The 26,424-nt window shown below is 46.4% G+C and carries 25 protein-coding genes; all 25 read right to left on the bottom strand.

Translation table 11 applies throughout. The features are described from left to right. Positions 1-17 precede the first annotated feature (17 nt). The gene (locus tag ACKI5G_RS07020) at positions 18-752 is read right to left on the bottom strand and encodes an ATP-binding protein (RefSeq protein WP_407398933.1); all 735 of its coding nucleotides are present in this window, start codon (positions 750-752) and stop codon (positions 18-20) included. A gap of 138 nt (positions 753-890) precedes the next feature. Then, entirely contained in the window at positions 891-1,817 is a 927-nt protein-coding gene (locus tag ACKI5G_RS07015) for a ketopantoate reductase family protein (protein ID WP_407398931.1), read from the bottom strand. Positions 1,818-1,847: 30 nt separating this feature from the next. Next, positions 1,848-2,978, bottom strand: a complete 1,131-nt coding sequence (locus ACKI5G_RS07010) for a type II toxin-antitoxin system HipA family toxin (RefSeq protein WP_407398929.1) — start codon at positions 2,976-2,978, stop codon at positions 1,848-1,850. Beyond that, positions 2,962-3,243, bottom strand: coding sequence for a helix-turn-helix domain-containing protein (locus ACKI5G_RS07005; protein WP_407398927.1), 282 nt, complete (start codon positions 3,241-3,243; stop codon positions 2,962-2,964). Before ACKI5G_RS07005 ends, ACKI5G_RS07010 begins: the two co-directional genes overlap by 17 nt. A gap of 140 nt (positions 3,244-3,383) precedes the next feature. After that, positions 3,384-3,989, bottom strand: coding sequence for a DUF1847 domain-containing protein (locus ACKI5G_RS07000; protein WP_407398925.1), 606 nt, complete (start codon positions 3,987-3,989; stop codon positions 3,384-3,386). A 32-nt stretch (positions 3,990-4,021) separates the two neighbouring features. Next, positions 4,022-4,897: a uroporphyrinogen decarboxylase family protein gene (locus tag ACKI5G_RS06995; protein ID WP_407398923.1), complete on the bottom strand. Its 876-nt coding sequence runs from the start codon at positions 4,895-4,897 to the stop codon at positions 4,022-4,024. A gap of 37 nt (positions 4,898-4,934) precedes the next feature. Then, a complete protein-coding gene (locus ACKI5G_RS06990; protein ID WP_407398921.1) occupies positions 4,935-5,705 on the bottom strand; it encodes an ABC transporter ATP-binding protein in 771 nt (256 codons plus the stop codon). A gap of 13 nt (positions 5,706-5,718) precedes the next feature. Continuing rightward, the gene (locus ACKI5G_RS06985) at positions 5,719-6,510 is read right to left on the bottom strand and encodes an ABC transporter permease (protein ID WP_407398919.1); all 792 of its coding nucleotides are present in this window, start codon (positions 6,508-6,510) and stop codon (positions 5,719-5,721) included. After that, the gene (locus ACKI5G_RS06980) at positions 6,500-7,549 is read right to left on the bottom strand and encodes an ABC transporter substrate-binding protein (protein ID WP_407398917.1); all 1,050 of its coding nucleotides are present in this window, start codon (positions 7,547-7,549) and stop codon (positions 6,500-6,502) included. The genes ACKI5G_RS06985 and ACKI5G_RS06980 overlap by 11 nt, the downstream gene beginning before the upstream one ends. A 16-nt stretch (positions 7,550-7,565) precedes the next feature. Further along, positions 7,566-8,660 (bottom strand): uroporphyrinogen decarboxylase family protein, encoded by a 1,095-nt coding sequence (locus ACKI5G_RS06975; RefSeq protein ID WP_407398915.1) that lies wholly within the window; start codon positions 8,658-8,660, stop codon positions 7,566-7,568. A 31-nt stretch (positions 8,661-8,691) separates the two neighbouring features. Then, positions 8,692-10,620, bottom strand: coding sequence for an ASKHA domain-containing protein (locus ACKI5G_RS06970; protein ID WP_407398913.1), 1,929 nt, complete (start codon positions 10,618-10,620; stop codon positions 8,692-8,694). 12 nt (positions 10,621-10,632) lie between these two features. Further along, on the bottom strand, positions 10,633-11,655 hold the full coding sequence (locus ACKI5G_RS06965) for a uroporphyrinogen decarboxylase family protein (RefSeq protein WP_407398911.1): 1,023 nt from the start codon (positions 11,653-11,655) through the stop codon (positions 10,633-10,635). Positions 11,656-11,659: 4 nt separating this feature from the next. Continuing rightward, the gene (locus tag ACKI5G_RS06960; RefSeq protein WP_407398909.1) at positions 11,660-12,328 is read right to left on the bottom strand and encodes a corrinoid protein; all 669 of its coding nucleotides are present in this window, start codon (positions 12,326-12,328) and stop codon (positions 11,660-11,662) included. 185 nt (positions 12,329-12,513) lie between these two features. Beyond that, positions 12,514-13,632 carry a polysaccharide pyruvyl transferase CsaB gene (gene csaB, locus ACKI5G_RS06955; RefSeq protein WP_407398907.1) on the bottom strand — a complete coding sequence of 373 codons (1,119 nt, stop codon included), beginning with the start codon at positions 13,630-13,632 and terminating at the stop codon, positions 12,514-12,516. Positions 13,633-13,663: 31 nt separating this feature from the next. Continuing rightward, positions 13,664-15,703: a DUF5693 family protein gene (locus ACKI5G_RS06950; protein WP_407398905.1), complete on the bottom strand. Its 2,040-nt coding sequence runs from the start codon at positions 15,701-15,703 to the stop codon at positions 13,664-13,666. 14 nt (positions 15,704-15,717) lie between these two features. After that, a complete protein-coding gene (locus ACKI5G_RS06945; RefSeq protein ID WP_407398903.1) occupies positions 15,718-16,416 on the bottom strand; it encodes an LmeA family phospholipid-binding protein in 699 nt (232 codons plus the stop codon). Positions 16,417-16,604: 188 nt separating this feature from the next. Continuing rightward, the gene (prfB, locus tag ACKI5G_RS06940; protein WP_407398901.1) at positions 16,605-17,711 is read right to left on the bottom strand and encodes a peptide chain release factor 2; all 1,107 of its coding nucleotides are present in this window, start codon (positions 17,709-17,711) and stop codon (positions 16,605-16,607) included. A 109-nt stretch (positions 17,712-17,820) separates the two neighbouring features. Beyond that, positions 17,821-20,367 (bottom strand): preprotein translocase subunit SecA, encoded by a 2,547-nt coding sequence (gene secA / locus ACKI5G_RS06935; RefSeq protein WP_407398899.1) that lies wholly within the window; start codon positions 20,365-20,367, stop codon positions 17,821-17,823. A 161-nt stretch (positions 20,368-20,528) separates the two neighbouring features. After that, entirely contained in the window at positions 20,529-21,077 is a 549-nt protein-coding gene (gene hpf, locus ACKI5G_RS06930) for a ribosome hibernation-promoting factor, HPF/YfiA family (RefSeq protein WP_027397388.1), read from the bottom strand. 159 nt (positions 21,078-21,236) lie between these two features. Continuing rightward, complete coding sequence (locus ACKI5G_RS06925) at positions 21,237-21,437, bottom strand: cold shock domain-containing protein (RefSeq protein WP_407398897.1); 201 nt, start codon at positions 21,435-21,437, stop codon at positions 21,237-21,239. 225 nt (positions 21,438-21,662) lie between these two features. After that, positions 21,663-22,382 carry an amino acid ABC transporter ATP-binding protein gene (locus ACKI5G_RS06920; RefSeq protein WP_407398895.1) on the bottom strand — a complete coding sequence of 240 codons (720 nt, stop codon included), beginning with the start codon at positions 22,380-22,382 and terminating at the stop codon, positions 21,663-21,665. After that, complete coding sequence (locus ACKI5G_RS06915; RefSeq protein ID WP_407398893.1) at positions 22,379-23,035, bottom strand: amino acid ABC transporter permease; 657 nt, start codon at positions 23,033-23,035, stop codon at positions 22,379-22,381. The genes ACKI5G_RS06920 and ACKI5G_RS06915 overlap by 4 nt, the downstream gene beginning before the upstream one ends. A 176-nt stretch (positions 23,036-23,211) precedes the next feature. Beyond that, positions 23,212-23,985: a basic amino acid ABC transporter substrate-binding protein gene (locus ACKI5G_RS06910; RefSeq protein ID WP_407398891.1), complete on the bottom strand. Its 774-nt coding sequence runs from the start codon at positions 23,983-23,985 to the stop codon at positions 23,212-23,214. 104 nt (positions 23,986-24,089) lie between these two features. Further along, the gene (locus tag ACKI5G_RS06905; RefSeq protein ID WP_027397393.1) at positions 24,090-24,383 is read right to left on the bottom strand and encodes a zinc-ribbon domain containing protein; all 294 of its coding nucleotides are present in this window, start codon (positions 24,381-24,383) and stop codon (positions 24,090-24,092) included. Positions 24,384-24,506: 123 nt separating this feature from the next. Further along, positions 24,507-26,228: a hypothetical protein gene (locus tag ACKI5G_RS06900; RefSeq protein WP_407398959.1), complete on the bottom strand. Its 1,722-nt coding sequence runs from the start codon at positions 26,226-26,228 to the stop codon at positions 24,507-24,509. Between the last annotated feature and the right edge of the window lie 196 nt (positions 26,229-26,424).

Below are 26,424 nucleotides of genomic sequence, written 5' to 3'. Positions count from 1 at the left end.
CGTAAATACAATAAAGTTTATTCCAATATTCTTCCGTCTCTGGAAATGGTTACCACCTGCCAAGGGAGGAATTTGCCGCTGTTTTTCAGGGCTGTTTCTGCAGCTCTTTGGAGGCCACCGCAGCATGGCACCTCCATGCGGAGAATAGTTACGCTCTTTATATCATTATTGCTGATGATTTCCGTCAGCTTCTCGCTGTAATCCCCCTCATCCAGCTTCGGACAGCCAATCAGGGTTATTTTCCCTTTCATGAAATCCTCATGGACATTGGCATAGGCATAGGCGGTACAATCCGCTGCAATCAGCAGCTTGGCCCCATCATAAAATGGTGCCTGAGTTGGGAGCAACTTTATCTGACATGGCCACTGATTAAGCCGGGACACTGAACGGGCAGAAGTCATTGGCTGATTATCCGCCTGTGACTCCGTCACCTCTGACTTTTTAAGCTGCATGGCTCTTGAGCCTGGGCATCCCATGCCCATTGGTGGCATCATGGTCGCAGAAGCCGCCTTCTTGGCACTTTGGGCCGCCTTTACCGCAGCCTCATCATAGGCAGGAGCTTCCCGCTTCTCAAAGGTAATAGCCCCAGTAGGACAGCCCGGCAGGCAGTCACCAAGTCCATCACAGAAATGCTCCCTCATCAGCTTGGCTTTACCATCTACAATATCTATGGCTCCCTCATGGCAAGCCTTGGCACACAGTCCACAGCCGTTACATTTTTCCTCATCAATATGAATAATCTGTCTAAGCATATTTATTGCCTCCTATTGTTCACACACATTAACTTCATGGCATGATTATATATAAACCATGCTGAAAATTATGTTGTAAAAACAACATTTTAGAAGTTTTTCGCAATCTATCATGAGAAATATGCCAGATTATCTTTTTTATTTTATTCCCTTACTAATTCCCCAGTCATTTATCTTCTCATAAAGTGGCACGGATACGCCATATTCCTTGCCTAAATTCACCACTCTGGTTACCAGTCCGCTAAATTCTGACTGACGTCCCCGCTGAATATCCCTCTGCATGGACATGGTGGAACCAGATTTTAAGGCATCCATCATTTTAAGGCCCACTTCCACCAGATCCTGCTGGAAATCAGCCCCCATGGCATTGCCCAGCTTCTCCACTTCCTTTATAAGTCCCGCAAACATATCGCGTTCCTCACCCGGCTGCTGAAAAACCTCACAGGAGGAATCAAAGTAGGAGCCTGCCGGTGCCGCCGGGGATACAAAGGCAAATTTCTGCAGGGCATCGCGGATAATATTATCGCTGAAATGGGCTTTGATTTCAGCATCACGCAAAATCTGCTCCAGCTGCCGTGCCTTATCTATCAACTTTTCCTCCTGCTTTGGCCGATAGCCAAAAATCACCCGCAAAATTTTATTGGACTGGTATATTACGCCGGGAGCTTCTATTTCGCTCATAACATAAATACAGCCATCAAGGCAGGTCAAATCAGCGAGCTTTTCCTGCATCACACCGCCAGTTCCAAAGACATTCAGAATTGGTACAATCAGGGTACCCTCCCCCGCCTTTTCACGGGCAAATGTAATAGCATCTTCAATGTTGTAATATTTCACGCAAACAAAGAGCACATCCGGCGTGTCCACATACTCATCTGCAGTAACGGCCTTGATACTATCCACCGTAATGGTGCCCCTATGATTGGTATGAAGCACCAGCCCCTTTTCCTTTATAGCCTCCAAATGCTTCCCGCGAGCTATCAAGGTTACATCGTTGCCAGCCATGGCCAGATAAGCCGCCATGGTTCCACCGGTTCCCCCGGCTCCAAAAATACAAAACTTCATGTCCTTACCCCTTTCTCACAATTACCAATTCTATTTTAAAAATTCCCTTAACTCCGTAAAAACTATCTCTTGAATTTTTTTTGCTTCAGCTTTGGCCCAGGATTCATTTAAGCCAATCGCCTTGGCCACCTCCATAATCTCCTTGATTCCTGGTTCCCTACCCTCACCGTGCACTGTTGTAGCATGTTCCCCGCCAATAGACTCACTGTAGGTCAAATCATAGGCTGGCGACAGTACCCATCTATTTTCCTCTTCAACATAGATATAGGTAAAATTCTTGGAATGATCATCCCGATTGTGGGCAAAAACATTGAAACACATAAGACGGAACATTTTCTTACACTCTTCCATATCCCGGGTCAGCTTCAAAGTAAGCTTCATCAAAATATCATAGTCAAGATTTGGTATTCGGTGAGAGGTTTCCAGTAGCCCTGCTGCCGATACCATGTGAACACGAACCATTCCGTCTACACTCTCTTTAAAATCAAATCGCTTGGTACCAAAATAACCACTGCATTTACTTGACGGAAACAATTTTACATCTGCCATTTGAATGCCGCATTTTTTTGCACACAATGCGTATTTGTATTCCAGCTCACCGATATTGTAACGGTCATAAGTGGAGGGAAATTTTATCAACCACGGCTCACCATTTATGTTAGTCAGTATCTTAGGTCTAGCCCCACCGGAGGAACCACCCTTTACGAATAAATAATCCAGTTCATCGGTCATTTCTTCCTGCAAAAGTTTTTGGCACTCTGTGGCAATTTCATCATAGCTTAAATTCTTCTCAATATTTTCCAACAATACCGTCGGCTTATAGGAAAGAGCCCCCATACCAGATGCCCCGACTATAGCCAAGCGGGTAAGAATACCGACTCCGGATGGCTCCATACCTTTTTTCCGCATTAATCTGTCTACTAACAGTCGTCCCCAGCCATCTGGCAAGCTATCGGCAAACACACCAAAAAGCCCATCAAATGGGTCATACTTTGGCATAAACACTTTCTTCACCAATGGCAGTGAAAGGGGGCTAATGGAAAAGCCGTCTATGAGCCAGTTTTTTTCATATTCAAAGGCTGCCAACCGATTATCAACCAGCACCATATCCCCCACTGGCCTATTGTTATAAAGCACCGTCAGCTTATCTACCCTGTTCATTTAATATTTCCTCCAATGATTCATAAGGCACCTGACTAAAAAGGCTCTCCAGCTCTCCCTCCACTTCAAGAGCAATGGCAATTTTAGTCAGTGATTGCAAAGAAATATCACCAGTCTGTTCAAACCGCTTTACCGAGCCAAAACTCACTCCAGATCTTTGGGCCAATGCCTGCTGGGATAGCTTCCGCCGTTTCCGCAGCTTTGCCACCCGCCCTGCCAGATCTTTATTTATTTCATTTGATGTACGTTGTTCTAAGTTTATCATACTAATATTTTATCAATTTTATGATATTTTATCAAGTTATGGATAATATATTATCCATAAAAGAAGTTAAAGGCACAAAAAAGAGCCGGGATTATGGGGTCACCTCATTTCCCAGCTCCGATTTTTTAACTAATTATCGATTACAAATCCTGTGCGGCCAGACCCAGCTTTTTCTTCCAATAGCCGGAATATACCACTGCCATTGGATTGTTGCCCAGTACCCGGTCCTTAACAACCAGGGTCGTTACTGGCCCATCGCAGGCCTTGGAGAACAAGGCGTCGTGGCCGACACAGAGACCTGCAGAAACAAACAATTCCACACCGTGTTCATTAAGGTACTTGGCCTGAGCCTTTGGATTACACATTGGCTCCACTGCACTCTTTGGATTTACCTTCTTCAGCTTCAGCACATCCTTTGGAACACTGCAATTCTTACAGCAAACAGAAATTACTTCAAAACCCTGATCCGCAAAGAACTTGGCAAAGAGCTTTGCTTCATCCCGGATACCCATGCAAAACCCAATACCGATGGTCTTATAGCCCATCTTCCGGGCAAATTCTGCCGTTTCCTGCAAACGGGTATATTTCATGTAAAAGGTACCCTCCACGTAGGCGGCCGCCTTCATTATCTTTCTTTCCTCTTTATCATATAGGGCCAACACCTCGCTCTGCTCCACCGGAACACAGCTTTTCCCCTTCATAAAGCACATATGATTAGCATTACAATTAGCGCAATCTCCCAACATTGTTCATACTCTCCCTTCTATATTCTTCGCCCTTAACAAAGCTTAAGCTCATATACCACCGGTTTAGCCATTTTGCAGCAGGAATGCTGCAAGCATCCATGCCCAACCAACTGGACACCCGCCTGATGACGGGCAAAGCACAGGGCCTCACCATAGCACATTCCCTTAGGCACAATGTAAGGACGGCATTGACAAAAGCCAGCCCGCTGAAAGGCAGCTGATGTGGCACTACATACATGAACAGTTACCCCCGGTACAGCCGCCATAATCCGCTGCAGGGCCTCACGGATAATATCCCCGCACAACGTTGTATAAGTTGTTGGAGATACCATATTACAGGAAATCAGCGGGTCAGCATAGGAAATCACATCCGCCCCCGCTTCAGCCACATAGGCTGCCTCCTGCTCAATATTGTCAATGAGCAGTTTGCACAGCTTCCTGAGCAATTCTGGCTGAGCCCGCATCCCTTTATAGATTTCCTTGGATGGTACCAATAAACTCAACAGGGTGAAGGGGCCTTCAATATTGAAGCTGACCCGTTCTCCCCTATGCTTCAGCAGACGTATTGCCTGTAAATTCTCCTGCATAAGGCCGTAATCGAAGGAAAAGGCTGGTATTTCCACCTCAGTCAGTTTCGCATAGGGCAAGGCTCCAGGCACCAGCTGTGCCCTTTCCGGGATAAAATTCCACTCAGCCCCCAGCTGTTCAGCCTCGGCCATGGTGGCAAAGGGCAACTTGCATAAAACATCCCCTTCCATCTGACAGATTGTACTGGCCATGTTGGCCATTGCCTCACTGTGGCAATATACATCATAGACTTTCACTCCGGCCCGCTGACATAATTCAGTGGCAATATGCCGCTCCGGCTCACCACCGCATCGAAAATGTTCCATGAACACCTTTGCCATATTGCCACCGCCTTTTCCAAAATTACTCTAAAATTATTTAAATGTAATATTCCACTTCCTGCTTGCGCACCAGCTGGAAGGCCTGCATAATTTTATCCTCATACAGGTGAAAATCCTCGCTGGTACGGTCCCGCACAAGACCCTTATTAATATCTAATATCGAATGAACCGTACCCGGATGAGCGTTCATGACCACCACACGGTCCCCCAGATATATTGCTTCGCTGATATCATGGGTTACAAATACCACACTTAGCTTGTTTTTGCTGTAAATATCCAGCAACAGCTCCTGTAGCTCCATGCGGGTAAAGTTGTCCAGGGCCCCAAAGGGCTCATCCATGAATAATATCTCCGGCTCCAAGGCCAGACTACGGGCAATAGCCGTCCGCTGACGCATACCACCGGATAATTCATGAATATACGAATTCTCATATTTTTCCAGATGCATGAGCTTCAAATATTCCTTGGCCTTTTCCAGTCGAGTTTTTTTATCATACATTCCCTGAACATCCATACCGTAAACCACATTTTCCAGCACGGTTTTCCACGGAAAAAGGGCATAATCCTGAAATACGAAGGCACACTTTGGCTGAGGCTCATCCACCAGCTTATCATCAAGATATACACCGCCGGATTCAGCGTTGTCCAGCCCGGCCATAATCCTCAAAAGGGTACTTTTACCGCAGCCGGATGGACCCAACAGGCAAACAAACTCTCTGGCCCCTACTGCCAGATTAAGGTCCGACAGTACAAGCTGGGGCTGTCCATCCTTGGTGAAGGACTTACTAACATGTTTCACTTCCAGCATAATTGTCCCTCCCTTAATCTGCCGAATACTTGGCCTGCCACCGCAGCAGGTGACGCTGTACCCTGTCAAAAACAGCCATGACAGCTGTTACCACCAGGCCGATAAACAGGATGCCCACAATAACCTTGCCATAATCGCCAAAATCAGAATAATACTTTACATACCAACCGATACCAGAGGTAGCTCCAATCATCTCAGCCGATGCCAAAAGGATAAAGGAGAAAATCAGTCCCACACTGCACCCGGTCAGCACCTGGGGCATGATAGCCGGCAGGATAATCTCAAAGAGAAGCCTCCGTTCCTTAATGCGGAGCATTCTGGCGGAATCAATCAGGGTTTTATCAATCTGCACAGTAGCATTTAATGTACTCACGAAGATTGGCCAAAAAGCACCAACAAAGATAACCAGAATTGAAGCCAACTGGAAGGTCGGTAAAATAGCAATGGCATAAGGAATATACACAATTGGTGGCACTGCGCTCATAATCTTTGATATGGGGTGAACGGCATTAAACAACCGTCTGCGCCAGCCAATGAACAACCCGGCCGGTATGGCCGTCGCAAGGGCCAAAATATAGGCTGAGCCCAACAATATCAGGGAGCTGCCCAAGCCACGGAATATGGTGGGCAGGTCACCGATAAACAACTCCAGTACCTGCTGGGGCGATGGAAACAGGAAAGGATCCAACACCTCCAGCTGCACCGTCAGAACTTCCCACAGGGCCAGAATTCCCAGAAAAATAGCTGTAACATCCACCACCTTTTGGGTCTTTACCGACTGGGTAAAATTGAATTTATAAATCATTTTTCTCAAAATCCGCTTTAAGCTGCTTGTAAACGCTATCCTGCGGCTCAGCTTCAAGAAGCTGGTCCAGGGCCTTCTGATAGAGCTGGATATTGATGTGCTCTGCAATGTCAAAGTCCTTTTCAATATAACCCACTTCCTTCATGTACTTATAAAAGTCAATAACGGCATTACGATTTGGATCCGGATTGGATTCCACATATTTTCCGTAGGTCTCCTCATACAGTGTATCCTTATCGATATTTACATACTTGGACAATATTTCGATGGATTCATCCTTATTGGTCTTGTAGAAGCGATAAGCCTTAATCATGGCCCGGAGAAACGCCTCATAATTTTCTGGATGCTTCTGGATATTGGCGGTAGAAGCAATCTGACGGCAGCATGGATGGTTTTCAAAGCCGGGCACCTCAGGACTGTACTTAACAATCTTCAAGCCCTGCTGTTCGGCCATTTTACGGAATGGAGTCCATACCACGGAAGCATCGGCAGCCCCATTCTTTACCGCCTCCATAGCGGCAGAAGCGGATTCCATTTCCTTAAAGGTAACATCCTCGTTAATCTTCAACCCCTGCTTAATAGCTGCTTCTCTGAATACAATATCACCGGTAGCCAGGCGAATAGTGGCAACTGTCTTGCCCTTCAGATTCTTTAAATCAGCCAATTCAGCCGCCTTTTCCGGCTTGGCCACCAAAGCATGGCCCATGGACATCTGCCCGGCGAAAATCGTTATTGGGCTCCCCTTTGACATATACACCATAGGTGCTGAGCTGCCAAAGGCTCCCACATCCAGCTTTCCATTGGCCACAGCGGTAATTCCTTCACCGGAGTTATTGAATAATACCAGCTCTGTATTCAGACCTTCTTCGGCAAAATAACCCTTTTCCTGGGCAATAAAATATAAAATATGTCCGGTGGAAGCCAAATAGCCAATCTTAAAATCCGTCTTTTTATCGGTTCCTGCGGACTTTTCAGAACCACCGCAGGCAGTCGTAATCATGGCAATTACGACCAATAATACAGCTAATAACTTCTTCATATCCCATCATCCTCTCTCATGCCACAATGGACGCGGCATCCTTAATAGCAAACGGATTGCCGATGCGGCGCACCGTATTTAACATTTCATGAATATTTTCAAATGGTGTTTCCGTCGGCAGGCTGCACCCGGAGGCTACAATAAAGCCTTTCGGTGAATCATAAACCTTACGAACCACTTCTACCGTGGCATTACGCACATCCTCCACGGTGCCCTCCAGCATGGTTTCCGATGGCCGAACATTGCCCATAAGCATTACCCGGTCGCCTACCAGCTCCTTGGCCTTCCGGATATCCGCATCATTATCAATACTCAGACAGTCTGCTCCGGCTTTTACCATATCCTCCCAAATTCCGTCGGTTTTACCACAAATATGCAGGGTTACCTTCTTGCCCTTGTCGTGAATATGGTCAATGAGCTTTTTCAAATATGGCAAGGAGAATTTACGGAACAGCCTTGGGCTGATAACTGTGCTTGAAGACATGGCATCTGTAAGACTTGGAGTCACTCCCGCGTCAATTACTGCATCCACATAACGAAGATTACTTTCCAATGACACCTGACACAGCTTATGAACGGCATCTGGATTCTTCAAGGTTAAACGCACCAGATTTTCGGCCCCCACCAAAAAGGAGGAATTGGTGAAGGGACCGGTAACGGCACCGCCCACCGGAACCTCCTTGCCCACGGCATCCACGACAATACGCATGGCCTTTAGATGCTCCGGCAAATTGCCATCCTTATAGGGATCCGCCGGGCGCAGCTTATCAATCTCATCCAAATTGGACAATTTGGGGTCCAGCTTTATTATCGGCTGGCCAAGATATGCTGTTTCATCCTCGGGGTATATTACCTCGGAGCCCATAGCCTCGGCCTGGGTATATAAGTCGGTAAACACGCGGATATTGTCATAATGAAATAATTTATAGGCGGCAATGTGGGCCTTGGCAATCAGCTCACCATTACCACGAAAATCTGATACCTTTACTCCGATTACCCTGGCTGCAGTATTTCCAACAATTGGTACACAGGGCAGCCGATCTATGTCTTCACCCTTGGCGTAGGCTGTCATACGCTCAATGGCCGTCATCTCATCCTTCCATTCCGTCATGAAATTCATCTGCCTTTCTTGCTCAACATTTTCATTGCACCTTTACATGGGGGAACCTGGCCTTGGCGTGAGGAATTGCAATAGCTTCCATAAAATGCTCCTGAAAATCAGGTTCCGCCGCCGTCTCCACAAATTCCACCTTTCTGGCAATCTCATCCGCCTCATGGCGTTTATCAATATTTAATAAGGCAATACGGGCGCCATCCCCTGCCGCATTACCTACGGCATGGATATGCTCCAGGTCGCAGTCCGGGAACATGCCCATTACCAAGGCACTTCGTTTATTTATATAACTGCCAAAGGCCCCGGCCAGAATTACCTCATCCACATGGTCAATCCCATATTTGTTCAGTAAATACTCAGCCCCCACGTAGATAGCGGCCTTGGCCAGCTGAATGGCCCGAATATCGGCCTGGGTAACCACAATGTCCTGCCCTATTCCCGTTTCCTTGGCATAAGCCAGCACATATTCCCACTTGCCATTTTCATCCTTTCTAATGCGTGGTGTAGCCAATTTATTATTGATACGTCCACTCTTACCCACAATTCCTGCCTCATAAAGGGCGGCAAACACATCGATTATCCCTGAACCACAGATGCCCAAGGCACCGGTAACCTCCAGTTCCGGATACCAGGTATCATTGCCGATAACCTTATAGGATGGTTCCAGGGTTTCCTTGTCTATTTTCACCCCTTCAATAGCTCCGGGAGCTGCCCGCATACCAAATTTTATCTGGGCTCCTTCCAAGGCCGGACCAGTGGCACATGATGTACACAGCAATCTATCTTTGTTGCCTAAATCAATCTCACCGTTGGTACCAATATCTATTATCAGCTTTATCTTATTGCTGTTATACGGTTCCTCGGCAATGACCACCGCCATATTGTCGGCCCCCACGAAGCCAGCCTCGATTGGCAATGAATGCACCCACCCGGCTGGATTTATCTTTATACCCAAATCCCTGGCCTTTATGTCCAAGGCATGGGCCGCCACCGGTGCAAAGGGGGAACGTCCCACATAACCAGGGTACAGCTTTAGGGCCAAATGATGCATTACCGTATTGTAGACCAGCACCATTTCATCCACATCATCCGGACTGGTGCTGATACCCGCCGTAAGCTCCGAGGCCAGCTCATTGACATCATTTATGATAATGTCATGCAAAGTCTGAAGTCCGTCAGGATTACCAGTGGCATAGGATACTCTTGACAAAATATCCTCACCATAGCCAATCTGGGAATTCATACGGGACGCCTTTTGCAGCAGCTCACCTGTATCCAAATCACAGAGATAGGCCGCCAGGGTGGTAGTACCAATATCAATGGCAATACCCAGCTTGCGGCTGTAGTCACCGCCCCGTACCCTAACGATTTCCTGCTTGTCCTCCCGCAGGGTTACGGTAACCTCCCAGTTATTTTCCCTCAATACCCTGGACAGATTACATAAAACCGTATAGTCAATCTTTATATCTTTTAAACCTGTCCTTTTTTCCAGAGCAATCAGCAAACGCTGCTGATCATCCATAGGGTCCTCCAAGGTCGGTGGCGTAAGCTGTAAAAAATAGGATTTTACTGCCGGCTTTATGGCAATTTTTCTTGAACTGCCTGCCTCCAATACCACCTGCTTGGCACTTTGGCTCTTCTTGGGAACACTGACTACCAAATCACCCTTTATGTGAACGCAGCAAGCTAATCGTACGCCCTTTTGGATTTCATCAGCAGTCAGAATTTTTTCTTCCACCGGGCTTAGGGCGGAAATATGTGTCTTGGCTGAACTTAGACCAAGTTTCTCGAAATTACCAAACTCCGGTATTATCTTACATTTACCACAGACCATGGCCCCACCGCAGGCGGCTTCAATACCTACACCCAGGCTTTGGGCAGCCTGTAGTATGGTTTTTCCTTCCTCTACTTCACCGCGCCGACCTGAGGGCTGAAAAACAATCTGATATTTGCTCATTTATACGCCCCCTTATACAGCTTTAGCAGCACCAGTAAAGGTTTGGATATTTCTTAGTGGCGTTGAGGTGCTCAACCCACAAGCCGGTGCCAAAATATTTATCCCGTCATGGATAAGCTGCTCAGTGCTTCGCTGAACATTAGCCTCTTCACCAAACTCCAGCAGGAAGGTACTGAGGTTACCCATGGTGGTAAGCTGCGGGTATTCCTCCTTCAGCTTCCTCAGGCTTACCAGTGCGTCAACACTGATGGCATCAGCGTGAAGGTTGGCAATATGATGGGTAACGGCCTGCATCTTTCCACAGATGTGTACTATTACCGGCACTCCCATTTCATGAATGGCATCCACCAGCTTGTTTATATAAACTACTGCATAATCGCCGAACATCTTGGGACCTAATATTTCTCCGGTGGCTGTTGGGTCAGCAATGGAAATTACGCTGGCACCATTATCCACCATATAGCGGGCATAGCCGATTAGCTGATTGGTTACATAATCCACAAATCTATGGGATTCGTCCTTAACCTTGCGAAGCTCCTTCAGAAAATTCATGGGATCCACAACCGAAGCGGCGGTACTAAGGGGACCAGTTATGCTGCCTATAACCGGTATGTCAGGAGAGTGGCCGGCAGCATTATATATGGCCTGAAAAACTGTACCCGCTCTGGGGCTATTCACCAAGGCATCATCAGCCTTATAAATAACATCCTTCACCGAAGGAAAGATTTCCTTGGCAATCTTTGGTTCGCATTTTAGAGTACCAAAGTCAATATCACTGCCCAGTGCTTCAGCTTCTACGGTCATACAAAAGGGAATACCCACATTTTCAAAGCCCGTATCCGCCTGCACATCCAGAGCCAAGTCCGCCATAATCTTTGAATCACGATGACCATCTGGCAATACATTGCCATGATTTTTCATTACATCAACAATAGCGGAATTCATCATGCCCCCGGGGCAAATCACCGGAGCCCGATCTACAGCTTCACCATTTAGGGAGCGGAGCAATCGTTCCTTGGGAGATAATACATCCATATACTCACGCTCCTAACGCCAAGCTATCGGTTTTGCCCAGCAATCTTTCTGCTACCTTTACAGCATCCGCAGCATTTCTGGCATATCCGTCAGCACCAATCTTCTTGGCAAAGGCCGGAGAAATTGGACCGCCACCTACAATAACCTTGAATTTATCGCGAATGCCCTTTTGAGAAAGAATATCCACCACTTCCTGCATCCCAGGCATCGTCGTGGTCATAAGGGTGGCAATGCCAATGATATCTGCACCGTATTCCTCGGCTTTACTAACGAATTCAGCTGGAGGAATATCACGCCCCAGGTCCAGCACCTCAAAGCCACCGGTTTCCATCATCAGGCGAACCAGATTTTTCCCAATATCATGTGTATCACCTTCAACCACGCCAATGACTACCTTGCCCTTCTTGGATACATTTTCACTCTTTAAGTGGGGCTTCAACACATCGATTCCCACATTCATGGCGTCGGAGCACATCAACAGCTCTGGAACAAAATATTCTTCCTCATCAAATAATTGACCGGCCCTTTCCATCCCCTTGGCCAATCCCGAATCTATAGTTTCATAAGCATCTATTCCTGCCGTAAGGGATTGTTGAGCCAATTCCTCCACAGTATCCTCTTCCATTTCCACTACAGCATCGGCTATTTGTCTTAATAATTCTTCCTTTTCCATAGCTGTCTACCTCCTGCTCACAATTCATCATATTACATCTATAACATACTTGTTTAGTATGTTTATGGTTTTGTTGAGTTAGATATTACAACATACCGTTATGGTATGTCAATAGATTTTTTTATTATTTTTTGGTATAGAAAAAAACACTGGAAAATGATTGACTCACTTTCCAGTGTTTATAGTTAATTTTGCTGCTTTTTTTCTTTTTTCTTTTTATCAATTAGTTCAATGGCCAATTCGGCATTGTGCATTGCCAATCGGCGAAGCTCGGCGAAAAGCTGCTCATTTTTCTTGCTGAAGCCCGCCTTATCATTCCACTTGGCACGAACCTTGCTTACCAGCTCGTCATACTTGACATTTTCCAGGTCCCCCACAGGACTTTCCCCTACAGACTCCAGGAATCTGTCAATCTTAGGGTCATAGGATACACCTATCATCGGCACTCCCATAACCGCGGCAAAAATCAGGGCATGAAGACGGACACCTATCAACAGGTCCATGTTACCTACAATGGACAGCAGCTCCTTGGTTGTGTATTCCTTGTGAAGTACAACCGCATTACAGCTGGTCATGGATGCCACCATTTCAGCACAATGAACATCCTCAGGATATTGCATTGGTAAAAAAACAATGCGGGCATCAAATTCCTGGGCAATCTGATCTGCTGCCCTGGCAATAACCGCCTTGTAATGGGTCCAGTCCTGCCACTCACGGACAGAAATACCCACCAATGGCTTGGCACCATAGGCGTTGTTTTCCTTCAAAATAGTCCGACCGATATTCTTATCCACAGGATGGATGGCGTGAACCGGGTCAGAGGTACACTCAATGGCAGGGCGACGAATCTTCATCTGGGCCAATTCACCAAGGGACCCCCTGTCACGAACTGTAATCTGCTTAATGCCATTACCCACAATTCGCATAATCCAGCGGGCCATTCGCCCCTGAATTGGGCCTATACCCTGAGCATACAGCATAACAGGGGTTCGAAGAATCTCTGCCAGCACAATTATCATGAGATAATAATATAAACTGCGACGGGAGGTAACGTTCTGCAAAAGGCTGCCACCACCACTTATAAGGAGGTCTGCCTTGTACAGGGCACCTATAATGCTTCCAATATCCAGCCAACCAATTGAATTCACCTGATGGCGTTCCCTGGTGTCAGCAGGATCAGCGGAAATAACTGTAATATTTAACTTTGGATCTAAATCCGACAATACTTCTACCATAGCTGCCAGCATTGCTTCATCGCCGGCATTTCTGGAACCGTAATACCCGGAAATTACAACATTACTCATGTCTGTTGTCATTCCTTATCTTTGCTTATTTTTAATGACTCAGCTTTGGGGCAACGAACTTACTCCAGAGCTGAATAAGAATCATACAGATAGCACCCACACCGGCACCCAGTACAATACCACCAATACCACGGGCAAAGGACATAAATACTGGAGAACGCATGTGAGCGAAGGTCTCAACCATAGAGCCCTGACCGATGGTAGCCACCAGCACCAGAGCAAAGAGAACCATAGTTGGCCACTTACGGAACCAGCCCATTACAGCCAGCATAAATGCCGGATGACCAATGAGAAGCTCCTTGGAGCGTGGACGGGCATACATGGCCTGCTCCAAAAATGCCCTGAATTTCAGCTCAGTGGCAGAAACTGGCATACCCATGGTGTGACCGGAACGGGCCACAAAGACCACGCCAGCAACCAAAACCAAAAAGAGAATCAACAGGGATTTCACCTTCACAGGCATATCCAGCATCTTGCGGAACTGGTCCATAAAGCCCTCGGTATCATCCATTTTGCCGTCAAATACATCGAATCGCTGCAGGAAGGCAATGGCCACCAAAACAATTGGCAACACAAAGGTGAGCTTAATGCCACGGAAGATATTAACCTCCAACAGGTACTCCGTATCAGCAAGAGAACCGGAAAGATAGGAGGCACCCACATAGGACATGATACCACAAGTAAAGAGGGCAACCACGCCAGTGGCAATCATTTTTGGCAATGATGCCTTCTCATCGGCACTCTTGGCCCGGAAGCGGTCCATTTGCCAGATTACCGCAATAACAGGGAACACGTTGGCACTTAAGAGAGCCGCCACTACGCGGATTTTATTGCCATGGCCCATGATAACAGGACCAGCAGCAGCAAGAATACCAACAATCAGCAATCCATAAATATACTTTTTCTTAAGCCCTGGAATAACCAGGCACAAATACAATACGCAGGCGGCAGCCACACCTATCATTACCAGAGCACGAAGCCATGCTGCCGGATAGAAGTGATCAAATACCCCCGCCTTGCCGATAGTATACCCCTGAGCCTCCAGTCTATCCCTTACAGCTGAAAAATATGTCATATTAGTTTCCAGCAGGGTCATGCCAGGAGCCGGCTTATCAAAAATCTTAAGGAGATTATAGCGGATATTGCGCTCAGCATCTGTATTAGCCCAGCGTTCCACACACTCGCCAATCTTCATCTTCTTCTGCTCATCCTTAGGAATGGAATAGAGGCGGGCAGAATGGTAATCATTGGCCTTGGCAATATCCAGCATACCATCCTGATGGAAGAACTGTAGCTGGGTTACTCCCTCAATCATACCAAGAGTAAGGTCACGCTCTGCCATTTTTTTGGCAGTATATTCGGAGCAATCCGGAGCTCCCAAGGTCTGGGAACCGGAAAAAACAATACCGGAAACCTTGAAGTTGTCGATACGCTTGAAAAAGGCATCCACATCGTCTTCGGTACACTTATTGTAATTGGTAGGACGGGCCAAAACATAGAAGCCACCTTTATTTACAGCTTCCATCTCATCAGTAGGCATGCCCAGATCCATCTTTTCAAATGATTCGAACTGAGCCTTTACTGCCAGCACAGTGGAACCACCCACATTAAGCGCAGTAACTCTGTCCTGGCCCAGACGACGTACCAAATCCTCATGGACCTCCTTGAAGGTCTGAGCATGATGTCCGGTAACATAAATCTCAGTGCCCTTAATGGTGCCGTCCTCCACCAGCTTACGCCAATTAGGGTCAGTCATGGCACCGGTATAATAGCTGGTAAGAATATCACTGCCGTTTACAGCAGTGGTCTTGCCATTTACATTCAGTTTTTTGAAGGTGGTTTCATACACCGCAAGAGATGTAATGCCAGCTTCCTTGGCCTGCTTCATAACCTCTTCCACAGGCAGGCCGTCGCATTCAGCCAGGGCCACCAGATCCTCGTAGTCCACAATAAGCTCTATGGAATTATTGCGAACCTCCACATGATGACGCTGAATGTTTATGAACAGTGAAGCAAAAAGACCGATAACTATCAGCACTATTAATAATTTATTATACGCAAACTGCTTCATCGCAATTTAACTCCTTATTTACCATTGGTATGACGGCTGGCCTTAATAATAACCCGACCATCCTGCATCTCCACATCATCCACTTCGGCCCGTACAGGCATTTTCTGCAAATCAAAGAGGAGAATATCCCCAAAGAAATTGCCCACCACAGCTTTACCGAATACGGCATTTTTAATGTCCAAATGGGTCATGTGAAAATATACACCACCATTTTCCTCAAATACGGTCCCTTCCAGGGTAAGGTCTGCCGTGCGCCCCAACAGCTTTACGGTGCCGGTGGCAGACAGCTTTTCCTTGTTCATGGTGGCAGTAATATTATCAACCTTTTCCAGCTTGTCCTGCAAAAGCATCTGGAGTGACTCCTGGGAAATAATGCCGGTCATTTCCAGCTTGTCTGCGGACCTTACCGCAGAGCCATCCCGGGCATCCAGCTTAGTAAGGTCACCGTTGACATTCTCCCCGTCAAGGGTCAGCTTATCAACGCGGACCTGTCCCACCATGGCATTATCAGCATCAATATGAATACTGTCCATGTGGCCTGTCAAAAGCATGAACCCAGCCATACTGGAAACCTTCACATTTACATTATCCGCCTTGGTGGCATTCTCAATACTGCGGGCAATGGAGCCCTGCACCACAAAGGGCAGAATCAGCTGGCAGAACACCAGCAGCACCACGATTATGGCCATACCAAATTTTAATGCCTTATTCACAGTTATCTCCTAAAAATCCAATACTCAGTAATCGGCTGAGGAGGTACCGGGAGATGCAGTTGGGGACGTATTTTGCGTTGGTACTTAGTGAATCCAAGCTTTTAGCGTAGGATGAACTTAGTACCGCTACGCAAACTAGTGAGCGAGAGCGTTCCCCAATGCATCTCCTGGCACACCATCATGCGCATTTATATCTGATGGTTGGCCTTTGCCCCAAGGAAGGCCTCAATGAACATATCGATTTCACCGTCCATAACTGCACCGGTATTACCAGTTTGCGCATTGGTACGATGATCCTTAACCATGTTGTATGGATGGAATACATAGGAACGAATCTGACTGCCCCACTCGATCTTCTGCTGATCACCCTCGAGGGCAGCAATTTCCTTTTCCTTCTTTTCCTCCTCCAGCTCAAAGAGCTTGGCCCGAAGCATCTTCAGACACTGCTCGCGGTTCTGGAGCTGGGAGCGCTCATTCTGACACTGAACCACAATTCCTGTAGGCTCATGGGTCATACGGACAGCAGAGGAAGTCTTATTGATGTGCTGACCACCAGCACCGGAGGCGCGATAGGTATCAACACGAACTTCATCCATATTAATCTTAACCTCTTCGGTGTCATCCAGCTCCGGCATAATATCACATGCACAGAAGGAGGTGTGACGACGGGCTGCGGAATCAAATGGAGAAATACGCACCAGACGATGTACACCCTTTTCGGACTTCAGGAAGCCGTAAGCATTGTGCCCCTTGATAAAGAGGGTAACAGACTTAACACCGGCCTCATCGCCTGGAAGGAAGTCAGCAGTTTCCACAGTAAAGCCATGACGCTCAGCATAGCGGCCATACATTCTAAGGAGCATGCTGGTCCAGTCCTGAGCCTCAGTGCCACCGGCACCTGCATGAAGGGTCAAAATAGCGTTGTTGGCATCGTACTTGCCGGAAAGCATAACCTCCAGCTGAAGCTCCTCCAATGCCTTGTCAATCTCAGCCATATCGGCCTTGATATCCTCCTCCACGCTTTCATCCTTGTCATCCATGCCGATTTCCCACATTACCTGCACGTCATCGTACTTGGCTACCAAGGCCTTGTATTTATCAACACTGATCTTAACATCGTTAAGCTCCTGGTTGATCTTCTGGGCGCTTTCAGGATCATCCCAAAAGGTAGGCTCACCCATCTTATATTCCAATTCTGCGATTTTTTCTTCTTTATGAGCCACATCCAGAGCCTTTTCCATCTCGTTCAGTCGCTCCTGGAGTGCCGCAATACCTGGCTTCAAATCCTCCAGCATGTTCTCACATCCTATTTAAATTTTATTTCTTTAAGCAAGATAATCCCCTCCGCTACCCACGAGCAGCAGAGGAGATTAAATCATATCATATATTTCGGCTGATAGCCAATTATTTATCACGACCGCAGCAATTTTTGTACTTTTTGCCACTGCCACATGGGCATGGGTCGTTACGGCCAATCTTTTCGCCCTTTACAACCGGCTGCTTTTTGGCAGGCTCCCTGTCGCCATCCTCTGAGGAATGGGAGCTCTTGGCCTGGGCCAGACGCTGCTTTGCCTGCTCCTCCATAGCACGCTGCTGTTCAGGAGTTATGATGTTTACGCGATACATCATGGTAGCAATATCAGTCTGAATAGCATCAATCATGGACTGGAACATATCATGGCCCTTGATTTTGTACTCAACCAATGGGTTGCGCTGACCATAGGACAGAAGGCCAATACCCTCACGGAGCATATCCATATCATCAAGATGCTCCATCCAATGATTATCAATGACACGAAGCATAACGATACGCTCCAGCTCACGCATATTTGTCTCGCCAAACATCTTCTCACGGAGCTCATAGGCCTCAGTAGCCAAGTTCATCAGAGTTTCCTGAACCTCATCGCGGCTCATTTCCTCCAGCTCCTCCAGCTTCAGTCTGCCGGCCGGGGCATAAATCTGCTCTGCATCCTTAATAAGGTCCCCAAGGGTCCACTGCTCAGGATACAGCTTGGCATTGGCATACTGGTCCATTTCGGACTCGATAATCTGGCCAATCATATGCATGATGTGCTCCTTCAGGTCCTCACCCTTCAGCACCTGCTTGCGCTCCTTGTAAATAACCTCGCGCTGCTGGTTCATAACATCATCATATTCAAGGACATGCTTACGCATATCGAAGTTACGTCCCTCAACCTTCTTCTGGGCATTCTCGATGGACTTGGTAATCATCTTGTGCTCAATAGGGTCATCCTCGCCCATGCCAAGACGGTCCATAATAGAGGAAATGTTCTTGGCACCGAAGAGGCGGAGAAGGTCATCCTCCAAAGACAGATAAAATCTGGAATTACCAGGGTCACCCTGACGGCCGGCACGACCGCGGAGCTGGTTATCGATACGACGGGACTCATGACGCTCAGTACCTACAATAAAGAGGCCACCCAGCTCCGGCACACCATCACCCAGCTTAATATCAGTACCACGACCAGCCATGTTGGTGGCAATGGTAACCGCATTCTTCTGACCAGCGTCAGCAATGATTTCTGCTTCCTTCTCATGGAACTTGGCGTTCAATACATTGTGGGAAATGCCACGCTTACGGAGAATAGCACTGATTTCCTCGGACTGGGCAATAGAAGTGGTACCAATCAGAATCGGCTGACCAGTAGCATGAATCTTCTCCACATCATTGGCCACAGCCTTCAGCTTGGCACGACGGGTCTTATAAATAACATCAGGGAAGTCGGTACGCTTAACCGGCATATTGGTAGGAACCACCACTACTGGCAGATTATAAATCTTGATAAACTCGTCTTCCTCAGTCTTGGCAGTACCAGTCATACCACCCAGCTTCTTGTACATACGGAAGTAGTTCTGGAAGGTGATGGAAGCCAAAGTCTGGGACTGGCGGCGAACCTCCAGGCCTTCCTTGGCCTCAATAGCCTGATGCAGACCATCGGAATAACGACGGCCCTCCATAAGACGGCCGGTAAATTCGTCAACGATAACGATTTCGTCATCCTTAACCACATAATCACGGTCACGCTTCATAAGAGCCTTGGCACGGAGAGCAGCGGTAAAGCAGTGGGACATTTCAATGTTCTCGGAATCGTACATATTCTTTACGCCCAGGAACTTTTCTACCTTGGAAACAGCTCCCTCAGATGGAGCAACAGTCTTCTGCTTTTCATCAACAGTATAGTCCTCACCGGCCTTCAGGATTTCAACAGCCTTGGCCATACGGGTATACATATCAGTAGACTTGGTACCGGCACCGGAAATAATCAGCGGAGTTCTGGCCTCATCGATAAGGATACTGTCCACCTCATCCACGATGGCAAAGTTCAGCTCACGCTGTACCATCTGATTAATATCCACAACCATGTTATCACGGAGGTAATCGAAACCATACTCGTTATTGGTACCAAAGGTGATATCACAGCTATATGCGAATTTACGCTCAGGGAAGTCCATATCATGCTTGATAAGACCTACACTGAGCCCCAGGAAGTTATAGAGACGTCCCATCCACTCACTATCACGCTTTGCCAGATAGTCGTTGACGGTAACCATGTGAACGCCCTTACCAGTCAGTGCATTCAGATATACCGGCAAGGTTGCCACCAGGGTCTTACCTTCACCGGTACGCATCTCTGCGATCTTGCCATCGTGCAGACAGATACCACCAATCATCTGAACATCAAAATGTCTCATGCCCAGTACACGACGGGAAGCTTCACGAACTACGGCAAATGCCTCAGGAAGAATATCATCCAGGGTCTCGCCATTGGCAAGACGTTCCTTAAATATCTCTGTATTTTTAACAAGGGAGGAGTCGCTAAGCTCGGTCAATTCTTCTTCATAAGAATTAATCTGATCGACGATTGCTCTCATGCGCTTTATTTCTTTTTCATTATTGTCGCCTAAAAATCTTTTAAAGATACCTAACAACAAAACTCACTCCTAACAAATTGGATATGTGTACAGAAACACCTCTTAACAGTTTAACAAACTATTATATAGAAGTCAAAAGAAAAAGACCGCTGCCCGCAAGACCTACGAGCAACGGTCCCTACTTATTTTACCGATCCTACAACCGGCAAATATCTTATTTATCTGTTATCGGACTCGATTAAGCCATACTTACCATCGGAGCGGCGATAAACTACATTAACTTCCTCAGTATCAGCGTCACGGAATACAAAGAAGTCATGGTTCAGAAGGTTCATCTGCATAATAGCCTCTTGTACGTCCATAGGCTTTACAATAAACTTCTTGCGCTTAACGATTGGATAATCGTCCTCCTCATCCTCTACACGGGCCTGCGCAGCATTTGCAGCGAATGCTTCATCCAAAAGAGTGCCATCACGGAAACGGCGCTGCATCTTGGTCTTATGCTTATGTATCTGGCGCTCCAGCTTTTCAATAACCAAATCAATAGAGGCATACATGTCATGGGAGGCTTCCTCGCCCCGGAGGAGTACGCCCTGGACAGGAACAGTAACCTCAACGAGATGACGGTCCTTTAAGACGCTGAGCAATACAGAAATTTCACCAACCGAATCGAAGTATCTGGTAATCTTGCCGATTCTCTTTTCCACATAATCTCTCAGGGCTGGGGTAATCTCTACATTTTTACCTCTGATAGTGAATGTTGTCATACTAACATCCCCTTTCCATTTTCTATGATTATACTATTCGCCATTATAAGGCAAAATCCTTTTATTTAATTTCAAAATTAAATTTACTGTATTTTTTCCACTTTAAAAGGTGTCCCGGAATCACTTCCAGAACACCTTGTAATTTGCAGTATATAAGAATTAGGCCTGCTTAACAACGTTGGCTGCCTGAGGACCACGAGCACCTTCAACGATCTCGAATTCCACAGCCTGACCCTCGCTGAGAGTCTTGAAGCCTTCATCTACAATAGCAGAAAAATGTACAAAGATATCGTCGCCACCCTCGCGCTCGATAAAACCATAACCCTTTTCAGCACTGAACCACTTAACCTTACCTGTCATTTTTGAAACCTCCTAGAAATCCCCGGTTAAAAACCGTTAAAACTTACTCTTTCAATATATCATCTATAGTTGGCAGACGCAACTATTTTGGTAAGAAGAATTTTACCCTCAAATATCATTTTTACCAAAAAAAATTAATGGCTAATCAATATTATATAATTAATATAGGTTTAGCCATTAAATTTAAATTTTTTATATGGTTATGTGAGAATTTTTGTAAAATTCTCACAAAATCTTTGAGAAGAATAATTTAGTTCTTTCTTCCTTCGGATTGTCAAAGACTTCCTTCGGAGGCCCCTGCTCGATGATCTGGCCCTCATCCACGAAAAGGAGTCTGTCCCCAACCTCCCGGGCAAAGCCCATCTCATGGGTTACAATAGCCATGGTCATACCCTTATCTGCCAAGGACTTCATAACCTCCAGTACCTCTTTTACCATCTCCGGATCAAGGGCTGAGGTAGGCTCATCAAACAGCATCACTTTAGGCTTCATGGCCAATGCTCTGGCAATGGCCACACGCTGCTGCTGGCCACCGGAAAGCTGTGGCGGATAAGCTCCGGCCTTATCTGCAAGGCCAACCTGATTTAACAACTCCATGGCAGTCTTTTCTGCCTCTTCCCTGGAAATCTTGCGGACCTTCATTGGGGCCAGGGTAATATTCTCCAAAACCGTCATGTGGGGAAACAGATTAAAGCGTTGGAAAACCATGCCGATTTCTTCCCGGGCCTTGTTAATATTTGCCTCTCCATTAAGCTCGATACCGTCCACAACCACCTTGCCGGAGGTTGGCTCCTCCAACATATTCATACACCGAAGCAGGGTACTCTTACCGGAGCCTGATGGGCCGATAATAACCACAACCTCCTGTGGATTAATATGCAAATTTATTCCTTTTAATACTTCGTGTTCCTCAAAGGATTTCCGCAAATCTTTAATATCTATCATGATGTCTTCAACCTCTTCTCCATATATGCCACCAGACGGGAAATTGCCAGGGTCATTATCAAATAAATAACGGCTACGCTAAGCCAGATTTCCAAGGAACCGTAAGTTCTGGCAATAATGAGCTGACCGCGACGGGTGAGCTCCTCAAAGCCGATAACGGAAACCAGAGATGAATCCTTCAGCAAAGCAATAAACTCGTTACCCAGAGGTGGAACAATATTCTTGAAGGCCTGAGGTACAATGATGTAGCGCATGGTCTGAACCCAGGTCATGCCCAGGGAACGACCTGCTTCCATCTGTCCCTTATCAATGGCCTGAATACCGGCACGGAAGATTTCTGCTACATAAGCACCGGAGTTAATACCACAGGCTGTTATGGCTGCCACAAAGGGATCCACCCGCTGATCCAGCATTAACGGCAATGCAAAATAAATCAGAAAAATCTGCACCAAAAGTGGTGTGCCCCGCAAAAAGTCAATATACACTGCTGCCAGCATACGGAGAGGAGTCACATGGGAAATGCGGGCAATTCCCACAAACATACCGATAATCATACCCAGTCCCACTGACAGGGCCGTAATCTTAATAGTAATACCAGCACCCAGCAAAAGCAGTGGGAAGGATTGTATTACCAAGTCAAAATTAAAACTCATGTTAATTCACCCGACCAATCTAAAATGTTTTTGCAAAATCATAAAATAATTATACAGTATTTATGAATATTTTTCCATACTTGGTCTAAAAATTATTCTTACTCAATTCAATCAAAGAAAAAGGCTGTCGCATATGATATGCACCACATACGCAACAGCCTCTGTTAATTATTTAATTATTTCTTGTTGCCAAACCACTTAGCGTAAATCTGGTCGTACTTGCCATTATCCTTCAGCTTCTTTAAAGCCTCGTTGATCTTGGTCTGGAGCTCAGCATTATTCTTGTTGATAGCCATACCATAATCCTCAGATGTCAAAAGCTCGGAAAGCACCTTTACATTGTCGTTCTTGGACTCAACAATATATCTGTCGTTTACAGGGCGGTCATTGATAACTGCATCCACGCCCTTGGCATTCAGCTCAATAAAAGTATCGGCAGAGGAGTTCAGCTCTTTAACCTCGGCACTGCCCAGCTTCTTGGCCTCAGTAGCAGAGGTTGTACCGATCTGAACTGCAATCTTCTTGCCCTTCAAATCCTGGAAGCCCTTGATGGAATCATCACCCTTGGCAACCATAATGGAAAGACCGGATTTATAATAAGGATCGGAGAAAAGAACCTTCTGCTTACGCTCATCATTAATGGTCATACCGGAAATGATAACATCAATGTTGCCTGCCTCCAAAGATGGAATCAGACCATCGAATGCTACATTGTTAATCTCAACCTTGTAGCCCATTTCCTCACCGATAGCACGGATGAGATCCATATCGAAGCCCTCATAGGCACTAGGATCAGAACCCTGGAACTCAAATGGAGCAAAGTCAGCATTGGTGCCAACCTTCAGAACCTTCTCGCCTTCAGCAGCCTTTTTGTCACTGCCGCAACCTGCCACCATAGCCATAACAGCCATCAGGGCAGCCATGCAAAGCACTAAAATCTTCTTTGACATGTTTAAATTTCCTCCTTATGAATAAAAGTTAAACATTTTATGTACAAGAGAAGCCCGAAGAAATACATTCCCGGGCTTCTTCGCCATAACATATTCAGTTAAAATTAAGCGTTCTTCTTTGCCTGGAAGCAATCACGGCAATATACCGGACGGTCGTTCTTTGGCTCGAATGGAACCTCAGTCTCCTTACCGCACTCAGCGCATACTACAGTGAACATCTGACGCTGCTCTCTGGCACCCTCGCCATCACGGCTACGACGTCTCTTGTCGCGGCAATCACGGCAACGTACAGGCTTGTTCTCAAAGCCCTTCTCTGCATAAAATTCCTGCTCCCCTGCGCTAAAGATGAACTCCTTGCCACAGTCCTTACATGTTAAAGTCTCGTCTACAAAAGCCATTAAAAAAATCCCCCATAATTCTGATTTGACATCCCACTGTACTCTTACTACTTACCTACTTTCAGGTGGTCAAAGAGACATCCTTACCCGTCAAGTATATATGTAAAAAAGAAAAAAAGCAAGCTAAACTTTACAATAGCAATCCCAAATTTGCTTAAATTTATTCTCCATATCCGCCATGTACGTCTTATTGTCCATTAGAGGCGATATTCGTATCATTTTGGGCAAATCATTGTGCAATTCATTCAATTTATCCGCCTGTCGCCCCAGCTGCACCGCCTTGCTGACATAAGCCCTTTGCCCATCACTTATAAGCTCCGGTAACCCGGCTGCCTTAAGAATAGTTTCCCCATATCTGGAGCCATGGCTATGCCCTTTAAGGGAAATAACCGGTACTCCCATATACAGGGCATCACAGGTAGTCAGGCCACCGCAATACGGCGAAGTATCCAGAGCAATGTCGATATCACGATACTGGGCAAGATAATCCGGGCTAAAAGGCCGCAGCTCCAGCTTTTCCGGATTCCCTCCAATACGGCGGAACCGCTCCCGAATAATATTCCGGCCGGATTCCACACTGCAGGTCTTATTCTTGATTACCAGCTTGGAGGGAACGCTTTCCAAGATATTGCGCCACATCAGCAACATATCATCGGTAACCTTGGCAAAATTGTTGAAGCAGCCGTAAGTCACATAGCCATTGGCTTTAACCGGGGCATCACAGCCCTCTGCCTTTATGCTCCGCAATATCTCAGGAGAAAAGCACAGATGACACCCATCCAGTTTCAGAAGTTTTTCCCTAAAACGAAGCTGATCCCCAACATCAGGGCAACAGGTGGTATCCGTCAAAAAATAATCCACAGCACTAAGGCCGGTGGTATTGATATACCCAATACCGGAAATCTGCACAGGAGCAGGACGATACCCCAAAACAGGCAGACAGCTATTCTGGCTGTGACCGGACAAATCCACCAAAATATCAATTCTGTCATCAAAAATCTGCTTTGCCACATGACGACTGCTCTTGCCCTGCATATCACGCCAAACATCAGGCATTTTTTTAAACCGCTGGGTAATATGATCAGCCCTGCCGGTGGAATATGCGTATATTTTAAATTCATTGCGGTTAGCATCCCTTAAAAGGGGAGTAAAAAAATATGCTGCCGCATGCTGACGAAAGTCCGGAGAAATATACCCTATCCTCAGAGAATGATTTTTCCGTCGCTTCTCCTTATCATGGGGAAACTTAACCTCCGTTCTAAGAAGATGTTCAAACTGTTTATGCTGCTCAAGCTGCTTCTTGCTGCCACTGTCCCTATAGTTTGTCAAAAACAGGGCCTTACTGTGATACATTGCCTTTTTCTTAATATCCGACACAGTACGGCTGGCCGTAAAGGTAGCAGTAGCCGCCTTGTCAGCATAACCCGCCAGCAAACAGGTATCGGCATAAAAAGCATAGCCCCTTTCAATTACCCTGTTACTAATTTCTCCCCAGATTCCCTTGCCTACGCTGACATTGAACCTCTTAAAAAGCTGCTCATAGGCCGCCATGGCTTTATCCAAGATAAATTGGGCACCATAAAAAGCCGCCGTGGCAAAAAGGCCTCGCAGATTTGCCCTAAGGGCATTTTGCTGAGAATCAAGGTGCCACAGCTGGTTCAATGCTGCTTCGGCGGTATCAAAATCCTCCATATAAACTGAAGCCTCTGCTACCAATGCCCAGCCTTCAGGATTATTCAGATTTGCATCCAAAAGCTCCCGGCCACAGGCCCGCATATTGGAAAAATTACCTTCCTCCAAAAAATTCTCCGCCTGCCTGGACCAGGAAAAATCCTTTTCATTCATGCCCAAGTTCTACACCATCCAAATAATGCACTCAAACAACATTTTATCATACTATTATTATTCACTAAAAATACTACTCGCTAAAAATACTATTCGCTAAAAATACTATTCGCTAAAAATAAATAGAATCCTTTATCCTTTTTACTATATTCTTCAAATTTCAGCATGAAGTTCGCCCCCGTACTCCTTCAACAAT

The sequence above is a fragment of the Anaerovibrio sp. genome (genome assembly GCF_045637405.1).
Taxonomy (GTDB): domain Bacteria; phylum Bacillota; class Negativicutes; order Selenomonadales; family Selenomonadaceae; genus Anaerovibrio.
Note: the sequence above shows the minus strand (reverse complement) of the source record. Positions and strands in the feature narration are given on the sequence as shown.